At 71.9% G+C, this 15,725-nt stretch carries 14 protein-coding genes; 11 read left to right on the forward strand and 3 right to left on the reverse strand.

Going from position 1 to position 15,725, the window contains the following annotated elements:
• Positions 1-304: 304 nt before the first annotated feature.
• The 4 genes from GA0070608_RS16410 (at position 305) to GA0070608_RS16425 (ending at position 5,477) form a co-directional block, all read left to right on the forward strand.
• Positions 305-1,279, forward strand: coding sequence for a ComEA family DNA-binding protein (locus GA0070608_RS16410; RefSeq protein ID WP_425413234.1), 975 nt, complete (start codon positions 305-307; stop codon positions 1,277-1,279).
• A gap of 224 nt (positions 1,280-1,503) precedes the next feature.
• On the forward strand, positions 1,504-3,861 hold the full coding sequence (locus tag GA0070608_RS16415; RefSeq protein WP_218107645.1) for a ComEC/Rec2 family competence protein: 2,358 nt from the start codon (positions 1,504-1,506) through the stop codon (positions 3,859-3,861).
• Between the two features lie 123 nt (positions 3,862-3,984).
• Positions 3,985-4,974 (forward strand): DNA polymerase III subunit delta, encoded by a 990-nt coding sequence (gene holA, locus GA0070608_RS16420; protein ID WP_091628918.1) that lies wholly within the window; start codon positions 3,985-3,987, stop codon positions 4,972-4,974.
• Positions 4,971-5,477 carry a hypothetical protein gene (locus tag GA0070608_RS16425; RefSeq protein WP_245715805.1) on the forward strand — a complete coding sequence of 169 codons (507 nt, stop codon included), beginning with the start codon at positions 4,971-4,973 and terminating at the stop codon, positions 5,475-5,477. The genes holA and GA0070608_RS16425 overlap by 4 nt, the downstream gene beginning before the upstream one ends.
• 307 nt (positions 5,478-5,784) lie before the next feature.
• Here GA0070608_RS16425 and rpsT read toward each other — a convergent pair whose 3' ends face one another.
• Together rpsT and GA0070608_RS16435 are read right to left on the reverse strand one after the other, a co-directional pair.
• Positions 5,785-6,051 (reverse strand): 30S ribosomal protein S20, encoded by a 267-nt coding sequence (rpsT, locus tag GA0070608_RS16430; protein WP_091628920.1) that lies wholly within the window; start codon positions 6,049-6,051, stop codon positions 5,785-5,787.
• A gap of 186 nt (positions 6,052-6,237) precedes the next feature.
• Positions 6,238-7,224: a phosphotransferase gene (locus tag GA0070608_RS16435; protein ID WP_245715806.1), complete on the reverse strand. Its 987-nt coding sequence runs from the start codon at positions 7,222-7,224 to the stop codon at positions 6,238-6,240.
• Positions 7,225-7,344: 120 nt separating this feature from the next.
• Here GA0070608_RS16435 and GA0070608_RS16440 point away from each other — a divergent pair, with 120 nt between their 5' ends.
• From GA0070608_RS16440 to GA0070608_RS16470, 7 genes are all read left to right on the forward strand, one after another.
• Entirely contained in the window at positions 7,345-7,881 is a 537-nt protein-coding gene (locus GA0070608_RS16440) for a DUF4240 domain-containing protein (protein ID WP_091628925.1), read from the forward strand.
• Between the two features lie 136 nt (positions 7,882-8,017).
• Complete coding sequence (lepA, locus tag GA0070608_RS16445; protein WP_091628927.1) at positions 8,018-9,895, forward strand: translation elongation factor 4; 1,878 nt, start codon at positions 8,018-8,020, stop codon at positions 9,893-9,895.
• A gap of 331 nt (positions 9,896-10,226) precedes the next feature.
• The gene (locus GA0070608_RS16450; RefSeq protein WP_091628929.1) at positions 10,227-10,514 is read left to right on the forward strand and encodes a GlsB/YeaQ/YmgE family stress response membrane protein; all 288 of its coding nucleotides are present in this window, start codon (positions 10,227-10,229) and stop codon (positions 10,512-10,514) included.
• 229 nt (positions 10,515-10,743) lie between these two features.
• Entirely contained in the window at positions 10,744-12,033 is a 1,290-nt protein-coding gene (locus GA0070608_RS16455) for a sugar ABC transporter substrate-binding protein (protein WP_091628931.1), read from the forward strand.
• Positions 12,030-13,016 (forward strand): carbohydrate ABC transporter permease, encoded by a 987-nt coding sequence (locus tag GA0070608_RS16460; protein ID WP_091628933.1) that lies wholly within the window; start codon positions 12,030-12,032, stop codon positions 13,014-13,016. Before GA0070608_RS16455 ends, GA0070608_RS16460 begins: the two co-directional genes overlap by 4 nt.
• 23 nt (positions 13,017-13,039) lie before the next feature.
• On the forward strand, positions 13,040-13,870 hold the full coding sequence (locus GA0070608_RS16465) for a carbohydrate ABC transporter permease (protein ID WP_091628936.1): 831 nt from the start codon (positions 13,040-13,042) through the stop codon (positions 13,868-13,870).
• A 46-nt stretch (positions 13,871-13,916) separates the two neighbouring features.
• Positions 13,917-14,558 (forward strand): MOSC domain-containing protein, encoded by a 642-nt coding sequence (locus GA0070608_RS16470; protein ID WP_091628939.1) that lies wholly within the window; start codon positions 13,917-13,919, stop codon positions 14,556-14,558.
• A 144-nt stretch (positions 14,559-14,702) separates the two neighbouring features.
• Here the strand turns inward: GA0070608_RS16470 and GA0070608_RS16475 are convergent, their stop codons facing one another.
• Positions 14,703-15,638 carry a phytanoyl-CoA dioxygenase family protein gene (locus GA0070608_RS16475; protein WP_091628941.1) on the reverse strand — a complete coding sequence of 312 codons (936 nt, stop codon included), beginning with the start codon at positions 15,636-15,638 and terminating at the stop codon, positions 14,703-14,705.
• Between the last annotated feature and the right edge of the window lie 87 nt (positions 15,639-15,725).

Genomic DNA, 15,725 nt, shown 5'->3' on the forward strand with positions numbered 1-15,725 from the left:
GGCGCCGGACCGACAAACGGCGACAGGGCCGCCGTGGAATTCGAACGGACCGGGTTCGCTGACCGGCTGGGTCAAGAACGCGGCGGTGTTCCGGGGGCGCCTCGCTGCATGTCGACGGTGACTCTGCCGGTCGACGGCGGACGGTCCGTTTTCGGGCCGGACCCGGAGGCGCAATGACCTGCGTCGCTCCGCTGCCCTAGCACACCGACCGCATGATCAGGCGGTTGTCCACAGGTGGCTGCGCCGTCCACAGCCGGGGCCCGGCCGGCCCTGCGTGCCGTCATCGCGGACCTAGCCTCGCCTCGTGTCAGACGACGAGGAGACGGCGGTCCGGGAGCGACTGCGCCGGCTGGTGGTGGGCCTGCCGGCCTCGACCGCTCCGCAGGCGCACCCGGCCCGGTCCGTCGACCACCCCGGGTTGTCCGTCGACCATCCCGGATCGTCCGCGGACCGCATCGAGTGGTCGGCGGATCGCATCGGGTGGTCCGGCGGCCACCCGGGATCCTCGATGTTGGAACCTACGGCTTCGAGGCCGGCCCTCACACCGGCGCCATCCGCCACCGGCGCGGCGGCGCTGCCGGAGCCCGAACCGTCGAGCCGCGTTCCGGCGACGGACACTGAGGGCCCGGTCTCCCGGCTGCCGGGGCCAGGGGCGTTCGACCCCGGGCGGCGGGGGGTGCGGGCCCTGGCCGTCGTCGCCGTGCTGGTGGTGCTCGGAGCCGGCTTCTGGGCCTGGCGGTCCCGGCCGCAGGCCGAGCCGGTCCGCCCGATGGCCGGAGCCGAGGCGTCCGGGGTGGCAGCGACCGGCCTCGCGGAACCGGTCGCGACTCCGGCCGGCGAGCTGGTGGTCGCTGTCGCCGGCAAGGTACGACGTCCCGGGCTGGTCCGGGTGCCGGCCGGCGCACGGGTCGCCGACGCCGTGGAAGCGGCCGGTGGGGCACTGCCGGGGGTGGACGTGGCCCTGCTCAACCCGGCCCGCAAGGTGACCGACGGGGAACTGATCCTGGTTGGCGTCGCGGCACCGCCTGGCGCGGCACCTCCGCCCGGGGCGGCTGCCGGCGGGGCGCCGGGTGCACCCGGCGCGGGTGGCCGGCTCAACCTCAACACCGCGACGCTCGCGCAGCTCGACGCGCTGCCAGGCGTCGGCCCGGTGCTCGCCCAACGCATCCTCGCCCACCGCGACCAGCACGGCGGCTTCCGCTCGGTCGGCGATCTACGTCAGGTCGACGGCATCGGCGACGCCCGCTACGAGCAGCTCAAAGACCTGGTGACGGTGTGACGGCGGGCAGGTGGCGCGTGGGGACGGGCGGATCGTCACCGGTGCCGCCCGTCGTTCGCGAGGCGGGCCTTGCCGGCGAGGTGGGCCCTGCCGGCGAGGCGGGCCGTTCCGGCGGGGTGGGTGACGGTAGGGGCGTGGGCCGTTTCGGCGGTGTGGGTGGCGCGGGCCGTCCCGGCGGCAACGGGCCCGGCTCGTCCGGCGGCGACGGTCGGGGCGAGGGGGGTGTGGCGGCCGTCGATCTGCGGCTGGCCGGTCTGGCCGTGGCAACCTGGTTCTCCGCGCTGGCCGGGCTGCACCTGACCGCCGGCGCGACCCTGCTGCTGGCAGTGGCGGCGGCCGGGGCGGCCGGCGTGGCCGGGCTGCACCTGGCCGGTGTCCTCGGGCGGCCGTCCGCCCCGGTCCGGCGGTACGGCTGGATCGCCGTCGCCGTGTTGCTCGGCGTGGTCTGCGGCGCGACGGCGACCGCCGCACGGCTGTCCGTCCGCGACGCCGGACCGGTCCGTGCCCTGGTCGAGGAACGGGCCGCCGTCACCGCCGAACTGGTCGTCCGCGACGATCCCCGCCCCGTACGCGGCGTTGCGGGACGCCCGGCCATGCTGCTCGTGTCGGCCGAGCTGACCCGGTTCACCGGCCCGGACGGGCGGCGGGTCGCCGCGCCGGCCCGCGTCCTGGTCCTCGCCAACGATCCCGGCTGGAGAGGGCTGCTGCCCGGGCAGCGGTTGACCGCCGAGGGGCGGCTGTCCGCCCCGCGCGGCGGTGACCTGACCGCGGCGGTGCTGAGCGCGGCCGGCCCACCGGAGCCACACGGGGCGGCGCCGTCGTCGCAGCGGGCCGCCGGGGTGTTGCGCGCCGGCCTGCAACGCGCCTGCGCGCCGCTTCCCGACGAACAGGGCGGGTTGCTGCCCGGCCTGGTGGTCGGTGACACGAGCCGGCTGCCGCCCACGGTGGAGGAGGACTTCCTCGCCACCGGCATGACCCACCTGAACGCGGTCTCCGGTTCCAACGTGGCCATCGTCGTCGGCGCCGTGCTGCTGTTGGCGAGGTGGGCGCGGGCCGGGCCCTGGCTGGCGGCCGGGCTCTGCGGGCTGGCCCTGGTGGGCTTCGTCATCCTGGTCCGTCCCTCGCCGAGCGTGGTGCGGGCCGCCACGATGGGTGCCATCGGGCTGACCGCGTTGGCGGCCGGGCGTCCCCGGGCGGCGCTGCCCGCCCTGGCCGCCGGAGTGGCTGTGCTGGTGCTGTTCGACCCGGAGCTGGCCGGCGACGCCGGCTTCGCACTCTCCGTGCTGGCCACCGGTGGTCTGCTGCTGCTCGCACCGAGGTGGCGCGACGGGCTGCGCCGTCGTGGGGTGCCGGCCGGGCTCGCCGAGGCGCTGGCCGTGCCGGCTGCCGCTCAGCTCGCCTGTGCCCCGGTGGTGGCCGGGATCTCGGGCACGGTGAGCCTGGTCGCCGTGCCGGCGAACCTGCTCGCGGTGCCGGCCATCGCACCCGCCACGGTGCTCGGCGTGCTGGCGGCGACGGTGTCGCCCATCTGGCCCGCCGGGGCGGAGTTCGTCGCCTGGCTGGCCAGTTGGCCGGCCTGGTGGCTGGTCATGGTGGCGCGGCACGGGGCGCGGCTGCCGGCGGGCACGCTGCCCTGGCCGGGCGGGGTGACGGGGGCACTGCTGCTGGCCGGGCTGACCGTCGCGCTGCTGGTGGCCACCCGGCACCCGGTGGTCCGCCGGCTGGTGGCGGTGGCCGTTGTCGCCGTGGTGGCCGGCACGCTGCCGGTACGGCTGGCCGCTCCCGGCTGGCCGCCGGCAGGCTGGGTGGTCGCGGCCTGCGCGGTCGGCCAGGGCGACACCGTGGTGCTGCCGGTGGCGGCCGGCCGGGCGGTGGTGGTCGACGCCGGGCCAGATCCGGCGGCGGCGGACGGCTGCCTGCGCCGGCTGGGCGTACGAGAGGTCGCGCTGCTGGTGGTCAGCCACTTCCATGTCGACCACATCGGCGGAGTGGCGGGGGTGCTCCGGGGACGGTCGGTTGACGCGGTGCTCATCCCGCAGTGGGCGGAGCCCGCCGCCGGGCGGGAGTTGGTCCGCACCGAGGCGGCGGCGCGCTCCGTCGACGTGGTGGCGGGCGGGGCCGGCTGGCGGTACCGGGAGGGTGGGGTCGAGTTCACCGTCATCGGCCCGCCCCACCCGTTGCGCGGCACCCGGTCGGATCCGAACAACAACTCGTTGATATTGCTCGCCACCGTCTCCGGCGTACGGATCCTGCTGACCGGGGACGCCGAGACCGAGGAGCAGCGGGCGCTGCTGGACAGCACGGCGCCGGGCGGGTTGCGGGCCGAGGTGCTGAAGGTCGCACACCACGGATCGGCCTACCAGGACCCGGCCTTCCTGGACGCGGTCCGTCCCCTGGTCGCCCTGGTGCCGGTGGGGACGGGCAACAGCTACGGGCATCCCAATCCGGCGGTGCTCGGGCGACTGACCCGGGGCGGAGCGCGGGTGCTGCGTACCGACACGGAGGGGGACGTGGCGGCGGTGCTCGGCCGGACGGGGCTGGCGGTGGTGACGCGCGGCACGCCACCGGGTCGACAGCCGTAGAAATCGATGCCAATAATCGGCATTAGTGGTGGACTGAGATAAATGTCTGGATTTGCACTGAGTGCGGGCTCCGCAACCGGAGTGCCGATGAGCAGGCTGGATCCAGCCGCCGACCGTGCGAATATGGGCGGCGTGACCGCCGCCAACCTCGCTCCTATTCTGCTCGTCCTCGGCGACGAGGAGTTGCTCGCCACGCGCGCGGTCACCGAAGCCGTCGCGAAGGCCCGCAGCATCGACCCCGACGTGGACGTCCGCGAGTACCAGGCCGGTGCCCTCGTTGTCGGCGAGATCGCCGAGATGCTCAGCCCTTCCCTCTTCGGCGGGCGGCGGGTGCTGGTGCTCCGCGCCGGCCAGGACGCGCGCAAGGACCTGGTGGCGGCCCTGCTGGCGTACGCGAAGAATCCCGACCCCGACGTGCAACTGGTCGTGCTGCACCTCGGCGCGGCCAAGGGCAAGGCGTTCGCCGACGGGTTGAAGGCGGTCGGCGCGACGGTGGTGCCGGCGGCCAAGCTCAAGGGGCCCAGCGCGCACCGCGACCGGGTGGCCTTCGTCCGGGACGAGATCCGCCGGGCCGGCGGGAAGTGCACCGACGACGCCGCCGAGGCGCTCATCGCCGCGGTCGGCAACGACCTACGCGAGCTGGCCGCCGCCTGCTCCCAGCTGATGGCCGACACCGACGGCCGGATCGGCGCCGACACGGTCGCCCGCTACTACCGGGGGCGGGTCGAGGTGACCGGCTTCACCGTCGCAGACGCCGCCATGGTGGGCGACGTGCCGGGAGCGCTGGAGGCGCTGCGCTGGGCGCTGCACGTGGGGGTCGACCCGGTGCCGATCGCCGACGCGATCGCCGACGGCGTCCGCACCGTGGCCCGGGTCGCCGCCGCCGGGCGGGGCGACCCCTACCAGTTGGCGAGCACCCTCGGCATGCCGGCGTGGAAGATCAGGTCCGCCCAGCAGCGGGCCCGTGGCTGGACGCCCGAGGGGCTGGTCCGGGCGATGCGGGCCGCGGCCGAGTGCAACGCGGCCGTCAAGGGCGGCTCCGACGACCGCGCGTACGCGTTGGAGCGGGCCGTCTTCTCGGTCGCGGCCGCCCGACAGGGTGGCGCCCGGTGAGCGGATCGCCCCGCGGCTCGTGGGCCACGATCCCGGCCGACGAGGAGCGTTACCGTCCCCTCTACGCGCGGGTCCTCGGGCTGCGCTTCGTCAATCCGGGCGGGGTGCTCTGCTTCCTCTTCTTCGAGGGTGCCGTCGCGCTCGCCGCACTGCTCGCCCTCGCTGAGCTGGTCACCTGGTGGGCGGTGCTGATCCTGCCCGCCACGGTGGCCGCGATGGTGAAGCTCAACGACATGGTGGCCGCGGTGGTGGTCCGGTCCGCCGCCCTCGTGCCCGAGCAGGAACGGGACCGCTTCCGCAGGCAGATGGAGCCCGCGGTCGGACGCGCCAGGGTCGACTGGGTCACCCACAGCGTGTCGGGCGTCGTGGTCGCGGCGTCGCCGGTGCCGCACGCCACCCGGGTCGTACGCGACCGGCCGGGGCACCCGGATCCGCGTCACGGCGCGGGGGATCGGGACGCCGGATCCGGCCCGCGGCACACCCACTCTGATCCGCTGGGCTGACGCCCACCCTGCCCGCCCGTGCGACAGCTGCCTGCGGGACGGCGGTCCCGTGGCACGGCGGTCCCGTGGGACGGCGGCCCGTGCGAGGGTTGCGGGGATCCGGGATCGGATCTTGGTAGATGAGGGCCCTCCCGGGGGCCGTTTCTCACCAAGATCCGAGTGTCACCTGTCAGGGTGACAGGGCGATGGGCGACGACGAAAGCCCGGCGGAGGACCCGGCCGGGTGGCGATGCGGAACGCGGAACGGCAGACAGCCGGAAGCCCCGGGAAGTGCCCGGGGCTTCCGGTCAGGTCTGAGGTCGCCTCGTCAGGCGGAGAGCGACACCACGCGCTTGGAGATCGCGGACTTGCGGTTCGCGGCCTGGTTCGTGTGGATCACGCCCTTGCTGACTGCCTTGTCCAGCTTGCGCGAGGCGTCCTGCATGAGGGCGGTGGCCTTTTCGACGTCACCAGCCTCGACGGCCTCGTGGAACTTCCGGACGGCGGTCTTCAGCGACGACTTGACCGACTTGTTACGCAGCCGGCGCTTCTCGTTCTGCCGGTTGCGCTTGATCTGGGACTTGATGTTCGCCACGCGACAGCCTCGTCTTGATAGCTCGGGTTGGTCTGCTTCCGCGCGCGACGAGCATGCGTCATCACTACGCGAATCGCCAGGTTACCAGGTCGCCCGGGACGAGCCAAAACGGCTCGGCCCCGCCAGGGGGCAGGCGGCCCGGCAAGAAGAGCCGGGAGGTCTGGCAAGAAGAGCCGGGGGCTCCGGTCAGTTCCAGCCCTGCCGGCGGGCGAGCCAGCCGAGTGCCTGCTCGCCGCTCCACCGCTGGTGCGCCGGAAGGTGCGGCGACGCGGTCCCTGGCGTCGAGCCGGCGGTGGTGAGGAAGTAGCCGGACAGGGCGGCGAGGGTGGCGTCCAACGCGTCGGAGGGTGCGCCAGCCGCCGTCGGGTGCCGGGCGAAGAGCGCGTCGGCGTCCTGGCCGTCGGCGTACGCGGTGAGCAGCAGGGTCGCCAGGTCGAACCAGGCCGGCCCGTGGCAAAGCCACGTCCAGTCGCAGAACCAGGCCTGCCCCGCCCCGTCGATCAGCACGTTGTCCAGCCGCAGGTCGCCGTGGATCAGGCCGGTCGCGCCGGCGGCGTACACCGGGAGACGGGACTCCAGCGCGGCCAGGTCGGGCAGGCGGTCCCGGACCGGCACGGGCAGCGACGGTGCCGGCTCCCGGCCGGCGACCACCTCGCCCCACCAGAGGATGTCGTCCCGGGCCAGGTCGGCGAGGTGGGGCAGCCCGATCCCGACCAGCCCGGCCGGGGCGGTGGCCAGCGCGGCGGCGACGTCGGCGTACCCGGTCAGGGTGGCGGCCAGCTCGGCCGGGGCCCAGGGCAGCCGGGGCGTGTGCCCGTCGACGGCGTCCAGACAGAGTGCGAACCAGCCGGCCTCGTGCAGCGTCCACCGGGGGCGGGGTACCCGCAGCCCGTCCGGGAGTCGGTCGAGGATCGCGGCCTCCCGGGCGTACCAGTCGACCAGTCGCGGTTGCTCGGCGGTGGCCGCCGCCTTGACGAAGGCCCGGCCCCCGGCGGCGGTGTGCAGCACGGCGGCGAAGCCCCGGGTGAAGCCGGCGCCGGCGGTCCGGGCCTCGACCACGGGCGCGCCGAGCCGGTCGCCGATGGCGGTGCGCAGCGTCGCCGGCAGCGTCGCCCACTCCGGCCGGCGGGCGGTCGCGTGGTACGGCACGGGAGGCGGGGAGGTCGGAGTCACGTCACCATGCTGCCGGGCGGAGTGTTCCGTCGCACCGCGACGGCGTTCGGCGCGCGACCCGGCCGCGCGGCGGTTCCCGTAGCGGGGCGGGAGCGGCGCGGTCTGCCAGACTGCCAGGCCATGAGGACCGACGACTTCTGGCAGTTGATCGACCGGGCCCGGGCAGGTGGCGGGGGAGAACCGCACGCGGTCGCCGCGCGGGCCGTCGCCCTGCTCGCCGAGCGTGACCCGGAGGACATCGTCGGGTACGCCCACCACCAGGCCCGGGTGTTGTCCGCCTCGCACAAGGTCGACCTCTGGGGCGCCGCCTACCTGATCAACGGTGGGGTGTCCGACGAGGGCTTCCACCACTTCCGGGGCTGGCTGATGACCCAGGGTCGGGAGGTGTTCGCCCGTGCCGTCGCCGACCCGGACTCGCTGGCCGGGCTGCCGCAGGTCCGGGCGGCCTCGCTGAGCGGGGAGGAGTTCTCCGGCTCGGAGATGCTGGCGGTGCCGTGGGACGCGTACCGCCGGGCCACCGCCGCCGAACTGCCGGCGGACCGGGAGCCGGCGCCGGTGCCCGACCTCAACGACTTCTGGGACTTCGACGACGAGGAGGAGGCGAAGCGGCGGCTGCCGAAGCTGGCTGCCCTCTTCGTGGAACCACCCGCCGAGTGACGCCGGCCGGGCGGCGCTGACCGGGTGTTCCTGGCGCGGGGCTCGCCCGCGCAGCGGACGCGACGCGGCGACGTGGGAGCATAGAGGGGGCTGGCGTCGCCGGCCCGCTCACGTCAGCCGACCAGAACGGACCGCTGTGCCACCGACGCTCGATTCCGGCGCGAACGCTCCTGGTTCCACCGACCCGGAGCGCATCCGGAACTTCTGCATCATCGCCCACATCGACCACGGGAAGTCGACCCTGGCCGACCGGATGTTGCAGCTCACCGGTGTGGTCGACCCCCGGCAGATGCGTGCGCAGTACCTCGACCGGATGGACATCGAGCGCGAGCGCGGCATCACGATCAAGAGCCAGGCCGTCCGGATGCCCTGGACCATCCGGGAGGGCGACCGGACCGGCGAGTCCGCCGTGCTCAACATGATCGACACCCCGGGTCACGTCGACTTCACCTACGAGGTGTCCCGGTCGCTGGCCGCCTGCGAGGGCGCGGTGCTGCTGGTCGACGCCGCGCAGGGCATCGAGGCGCAGACCCTGGCGAACCTCTACCTGGCGCTCGAGAACGACCTGCACGTCATCCCGGTGCTCAACAAGATCGACCTGCCGGCCGCCCAGCCGGAGAAGTACGCCGAGGAGTTGGCGCACCTCATCGGCGGCGACCCGGCGGACTGCATCAGGGTCTCCGGCAAGACCGGCGAGGGTGTGCCGTACCTGCTCGACGAGATCGTCCGGCAGTTCAAGCCCCCGGTCGGCGACGCGGCGGCGCCCGCCCGGGCGATGATCTTCGACTCGGTCTACGACGTCTACCGCGGCGTGGTCACCTACGTCCGGGTCATCGACGGGCGGATCAGCGCCCGCGACCGGATCAAGATGATGTCCACGGCCGCCGTGCACGAGCTGCTGGAGATCGGCGTCATCTCGCCGGAGATGGTGAAGGCCGACGCGCTCGGCGTCGGCGAGGTGGGTTACCTGATCACCGGCGTGAAGGACGTCCGCCAGTCCCGGGTCGGTGACACGATCACCATCAACACCCGGCCGGCGAAGGAGGTCCTGGGCGGCTACAAGGACCCGAAGCCGATGGTCTACTCGGGCCTCTACCCGATCGACGGCTCCGACTATCCCAACCTGCGCGAGGCGCTGGACAAGCTCAAGCTCAACGACGCCGCGCTCGACTACGAGCCGGAGACGTCGGGCGCGCTCGGCTTCGGCTTCCGCTGCGGCTTCCTCGGCCTGCTGCACCTGGAGATCATCCGGGAGCGGCTGGAGCGGGAGTACAACCTCGACCTCATCTCCACCGCGCCGAACGTGGTCTACCGGGCCATCACGGAGGACGGCGAGGAGATCGTCGTGACGAACCCGAGCGAGTACCCCACGGGCAAGATCGCCGAGGTGTACGAGCCGGTCGTGCGCGCCACGGTGCTCACCCCGAACGACTACGTCGGCGCGGTGATGGAGCTCTGCCAGGGCCGCCGGGGCACCCTGCTCGGCATGGACTACCTCTCCGCCGACCGGGTGGAGCTGCGCTACACGCTGCCCCTCGCGGAGATCATCTTCGACTTCTTCGACCAGTTGAAGAGCCGCACCAAGGGCTACGCCTCGCTGGACTACGAGCCCACCACCGAGCAGGCGTCCGACCTGGTGAAGGTCGACATCCTGCTGCACGGTGAGCCGGTGGACGCGTTCAGCGCGATCGTGCACAAGGACAAGGCGTACAACTACGGCGTCACGATCGCGGCGAAGCTGCGCAACCTGATCCCGCGCCAGCAGTTCGAGGTGCCGATCCAGGCGGCGATCGGCAGCCGGGTGATCGCCCGCGAGACCATCCGGGCGATCCGCAAGGACGTGCTCGCCAAGTGCTACGGCGGTGACATCAGCCGTAAGCGCAAGCTGCTGGAGAAGCAGAAGGAGGGCAAGAAGCGGATGAAGATGGTGGGCCGGGTGGAGGTCCCCCAGGAGGCCTTCATCGCCGCGCTCTCCTCCGACTCCGGCGACGGCAAGGCCCCCGGCAAGAAGTGAGGCGCCGCCGGTCCGCCGGCGGATGACGACGTACGACGGCCGGCGCCCCGGCCGGGCTGCGGACCCCTCGGTGGTCCCGCCCGGCCGGGGCGTCGGCCGTTCGCGTCGAAGGAATCTTTCGGCCCCGACGCCCCGGGTTCCGCCCGCCGGTCACAAGGGCGCCGCCTGCGCGGATGATCGTGCCGCGGCAGTCGTCAGCGGTAAGCCATTGACGCACGACGTCGTCCTACGCCGGTCGGACCGGTTTGGATTTTCGGTGGGTCGGGAACTTGATGGTCACGACAGGAACTCCACGGATCGTGGAACTGATTCTTTAGAGGAGGAGGGCGACGTGGAACTCACCGTTTGGGGCATCCTCACTGCGCTCATCGTTGGTCTCATTGTCGGCGCTCTGGGTCGCCTGCTCGTGCCGGGCCGCCAGAACATGCCGATCTGGCTGCACATGCTGATTGGTGTCGGCGCCGCGCTGCTGGGCACCGTGCTGGCTCGGGCGATGGGTATCGCCACCGAGACCGCCGGTATCGACTGGACGGAACTGCTGGTTCAGGTGGTGGTGGCTGCGATCGCCGTGGCGCTGGTCGCCGGTGTCGGTCGTCGCCGCAGCGTCACCCACCGGTAATCCCCGTACCGCGTTCGACGGGCGTCCGACCGACAGGTCGGGCGCCCGTTTCGCGTACGCCCTGATCGTCTGGTGCGACCGGTTTTGCCCCCGCGCCCGGCCGCGCATGATCCATTCACTGCGGTAACGTCGCCTCTCCTTCGCCGGACCGCCCACTGTCGTAAAGGAATTTTTCCTACTAAGGTGCGGCGGAGAAGGTAAGTGCCAAGCGGCGCGAGGGAGATGTGGCGTGAACAGGTGGAAGCGGCTGGCCCCGGTCACCGCCGTCGTGGCCTCGGCCGCGATGGTCCTGACCGGTTGTGGTGGCTCCGATGAGGACAAAGCCGCCGACAACAGCAAGCTCACGGTCTGGATGATGGGCGAGGGCAGCGAGGCGCAGACCAAGTTCCTCGACGGCGTCGAGACCGAGTTCCGACAGAAGCACCCGGACACGGACGTGGTGGTCCAGTACATCCCCTGGCTCGAGGCGCCCAAGAAGTTCCAGGCCGCGCTCGCCGGTGGCGAGGGACCGGACATCACCGAACTGGGTAACACCGAGACCCAGGGCTGGGCGGCGCAGGAGGCGCTGGCCGACGTGACCGAGCGGATGAACGGTTGGACCGAGGGCAAGGACCTCCTGCCCGACCTGGTCAAGAACGCCCAGCTCGACGGCAAGCAGTACGGCGTGCCGTGGTACGCCGGCGTCCGGGGGATGTACTACCGCACCGACTGGTTCGCCGAGGCGGGCGTGAAGCCGCCGACCAGCTGGGAGGAGATGCTCTCCGCCGCCAAGGCGGTGCAGGCCAAGAAGCCGGGCACCTACGGCATCGCGCTGCCCGGCAACTCCGAGCTGCCCTTCTACTCGTTCCTCTGGGGCGCCGGCGCGGAGATCGCGACCAAGCAGGGCGACTCCTGGAAGTCCGGCTACAACACGCCCGAGGCGCAGAAGGCCGTCAAGTTCTGGACCGAGATGGTGACCGTGCACAAGGTGGCCCCGCCGGCCGCCGCGGGCTGGAACGAGATCGACGCCCGGACCCAGTTCGCCACCGGCAAGGCGGCGATGGCCTTCGGCGGCAGCTGGCAGCAGGGTGCCATCAAGAAGGACAACCCGGAGATCGAGAAGGTCTGGGGAACGTTCCCGATCCCCGGCCCCGACGGTAAGGCGGCGCCCGCCTTCGCTGGCGGCTCCGACATCGCGCTCTGGAAGGACAGCGAGCGGCAGGACCTCGCCTGGGACTACATGACCGTGCTGCTGAACAAGAAGAACGACCAGGCCTTCGCCGACAGCCTCGGCTTCTTCCCGGTCTACAAGGACCTGGTCGGTGGCGACAAGTACGCCAGCGACAAGATGATGGCGGCGTTCGCCACCACGATGCAGAACACCAAGCTCACGCCGCTCACCCCCAAGTGGGTGGAGGTCAGCCGGACCAAGACGGTGACCCAGGCGATGAACAGCTCGGTCATGAAGGGTCAGAAGACGGTCGAGAAGGCTACCGCCGACGCGGCCGCGGAGATGGAAAGCATTCTCAACTCCAAGTGACCACGCTGACCGAGGCGCCGGAGACGGCCGCCGCGCGGGAGACCCCCGCGCGGCGGCGTCGCCGGGTGGACCGCCTGCCCTACCTGCTGCTCCTGCCCTGCCTGGTGATCATCGGCGTGCTGCTGCTCTGGCCGCTCGGCCAGGTGGTGGTGATGTCCTTCCACCGGCTCAACAACGTCCGACAGTTGCGCGGCGACCGCGAGTGGCCGTGGGTGGGCTTCGGCAACTACGCCGAGATCCTCAGCGATCCGTTCTTCCTGACGGTGCTGCGCAACACCGTCCTCTTCGCCGTGGCCAACGTCGCGCTCACGATGGTCCTGGGCACCCTGGTCGGGCTGCTGCTCAACCGGCTCGGCAGGCGGATGGCCGCCTTCGTGGCCAGTTGCGTGATGCTCGCCTGGGCCACCCCGGCGCTGACCGGCACGATCGTCTGGAAGTGGATCTTCGACGACACCAGCGGGCTGGTCACCTGGTTGTTCAACGCGCTGCCCGACGGGTTGTCGCAGAGCCTCTTCGGGCGCAGCGACTGGACCGGCTACGGCTGGTTCAACTCGCCCCTGCTGTTCTTCTCGATCCTGACCCTGGTGGTGGTCTGGCACTCGTTCCCGTTCATCGCGGTCAGCGTGCTGGCCGGGCTGAAGAGCGTGCCGAGCGAGCTGCACGAGGCGGCCCGGGTCGACGGGGCCGGGCCGTGGAAGGTGTTCTGGAAGATCACCTTCCCGCTGCTGCGACCGGTCTTCGGGATCCTGGTCGTGCTCTCCACCATCTGGGACTTCAAGGTCTTCACCCAGCAGTTCGTGCTGGCTGGCGGCACTCAGGACCGGCCGACGTTCATGCTTTCCATCTACTCGTACGCGGAGGCGTTCTCGCCCCCGCCCAAGTACGGCCTCGGCGCCGCGATCGCGGTGATCCTCACCCTGATCCTGCTGATGGTGACCGGCCTCTACGTCCGCATGGTGCTCAAGCAGGAGGAGGACGCGTGACGCGACGCGGCGGCGGCGCAGGCGTGAAGCGGATCGCCCTCAACGGCGCGGGGCTGCTGGTGGCGCTCTTCGCGGCCTTCCCGGTCTATTGGATGATCTCCACCTCGCTGAAGCCGAGTTCGGAGATCTTCTCGAGCACGCCCCGGCCGCTGCCCACCGAGCCGACCCTGGAGCACTACCGGCAGATCCTCACCGGCAACCTGATCCCGGGCGTCACCTTCGGCGACTTCTTCCTCAACAGTGTGCTGGTCGCGGTCTCCACCGTGGTGCTCAGCGGCCTGGTCGCGCTGCTGGCCGCCACCGCCGTGGCCCGGTTCCGGTTCAAACTGCGCACCAGCTTCCTGATCATGCTGCTGGTGGTGCAGATGATCCCGCTGGAGGCGCTGGTCATCCCGCTGTTCCTGATGATCCAGCGGCTCGGGCTCTACAACACCCTGCCCAGCCTGATCCTCACGTACCTCGGCTTCTCGTTGCCGTTCGCGGTCTGGATGCTGCGTGGCTTCGTCGCCGCGGTGCCCAAGGAACTGGAGGAGGCCGCTGCCATCGACGGGGCCAGCCGGGCGCAGATCTTCCGGAAGGTCCTCTTCCCGCTGGTGGCGCCCGGACTGGTGGCCACCAGCATCTTCTCGTTCATCACCGCCTGGAACGAGCTGATCTTCGCGCTGACCTTCATCAACGACCAGGAGAGCTACACCCTGCCGGTCGCGATGACGTTCTTCTTCGGCCGCGACGACACCGCCTGGGGCCCGGTGATGGCCGCCTCCACACTGTTCACCCTGCCGGTGATCGTCTTCTTCCTGCTGGTGCAGCGACGGATGGTCTCCGGGCTGGTAGCCGGCGCCGTCAAGGGCTGACGCACACGCGTCGGGGCGGTCTGCGGGGCGGGCTAGGCTGACCGCCATGACGGGCAGGCTGGCATCGGTGAACCTCGGCGGCGTGACCGAGGCGGAATGGGCGGGCGACGCGAGCGGTCGCAGCGGCATCGACAAGCGGCCGGTCGACGGCCCGGTGCTGCTGGGCGTGGACGGGGTCGCCGGCGACTTCATCGGCGAGCGCGCCCACCACGGCGGCCCGGACCAGGCGGTCTACGCGTACGCCGAGGAGGACGCCGCCTGGTGGTCGGCGGAGATCGGTCGGAGCATCCGCCCGGGCGGCTTCGGCGAGAACCTGACCACGTACGCGGTGGACGTCACGGACGCCGTGATCGGCGAGCGGTGGGCGGTCGGGTCGGCGCTGCTCCAGGTGACCAAGCCACGGACGCCGTGCACCACCTTTGCCGGTTTCTGGGGCGTACCCGACCTGATCAGGCGGTTCACGGTGCGGGCGACGCCGGGGGCGTACCTGCGGGTGCTGCACGAGGGAGAGGTCGGCGCGGGGGACCCGGTCGAGGTGGTGGACCGGCCCGCGCACGGGGTGACGATCGGCGAGGTGTTCCGGGCCATGAGCCTGGAGCCGGAGCTGCTGCCCCGGCTGCTCGACGCGCCGGACCTCCCGGAGCAGATTCAGGAGAAGGTGCGCCGCCGGCTCGCCGGCCGGAGCTGACCGGCCCCGCCCGCAAAGGACGTCCGTCGACCGGGCGGGCGAACTCCCGCAAGTGACGACCGGGCGGGCGAACGGGAACGGGCCCCGTCCCGTGGGGGAGGGGGCCCGTTCGGCGTCGCCTCGGCGCGTGCCGGAGTGACCGGCTCAGCGCAGCCAGGGCACGCTACGGTCGAGCGAACCGCGCTGCTTGAGCTCCTTGCGCAGCGGGATCTCGTCGTCGATGTAGCCGTCCCAGTTGATGCCCCAGTAGTTGGCGGTGTGGGTGCCCTCACCGCAGAGCTGGCGCTGCACCGGCGTGCGGTTGGCCCACCACTCGCCGTCCTTGTCGATGTGCAGCTCGTCGAGCGGCCGGATCCACCGGTAGGTGTAGCCGACGAAGAGCATCTTGCGGGTGATGGTCGACAGGTTGGTGGACCGCGAGTGCCACTGGCGGCGGTCGAAGATGAAGGCGTCACCGGGCTTGGCGGTGATCTCCACCGTGCCCTCCGGGTCCGGGTTGTGCACGGAGGTGTCCGCCGGGCGGGGCAGCGAGTTCCACAGGTGGCTGCCCGGGATCACCTTGGTGGCGCCCCGGCCGTTCTCCGACAGGTCGGAGAGGACGTAGGCCACCTTGAGCGAGAACATCGGCCGGGGCAGGTTCGGGTCCATCGTCTCCGGGTCGGAGTTCTGCCGGTACCCGTCCTGGTGCCACCCCCAGTACGGCTTCTCCGGCTCCGCCGCGGGCGGGGTGACGTCCAGGTGGTTGTGGTGGGTGTAGATGTTCCAGCCGGCCAGGCCCCACATGTACGGGAAGGCGATCGGGTGGGTCAGCAGGTCGCCGAAGAGCTCGTCGCGCTCCAGGAAGCCCAGCAGGTGCAGGGTGCCGTCCTTGGTGGTGCCGCCCTTCGCCTTCTCCTCGGCGTAGACGCGGTCCACCGCCGCCTCCAGCGCCGCCCGGTGGTCCTCCGTCAGGACGTTGCGCAGCAGGAGGAAGCCCTGCTCGTGGAACTCCTTGCGGTCGGTGTCACTGATCGGTTCGTAACCGGTCCGGTCGCCGTAGTCGAACACCTCGACGTACCCCTCCCCATGATGCGAAACCATTGCTGGCACAGGCCGCCGATCGTAACGCGCCGGTTTCGGGGCGGGGTACCGCCCAGCACGATATGCGACCGTTGTCCGGACTGTGGG

This window comes from Micromonospora peucetia, assembly GCF_900091625.1.
Lineage (GTDB): Bacteria > Actinomycetota > Actinomycetes > Mycobacteriales > Micromonosporaceae > Micromonospora > Micromonospora peucetia.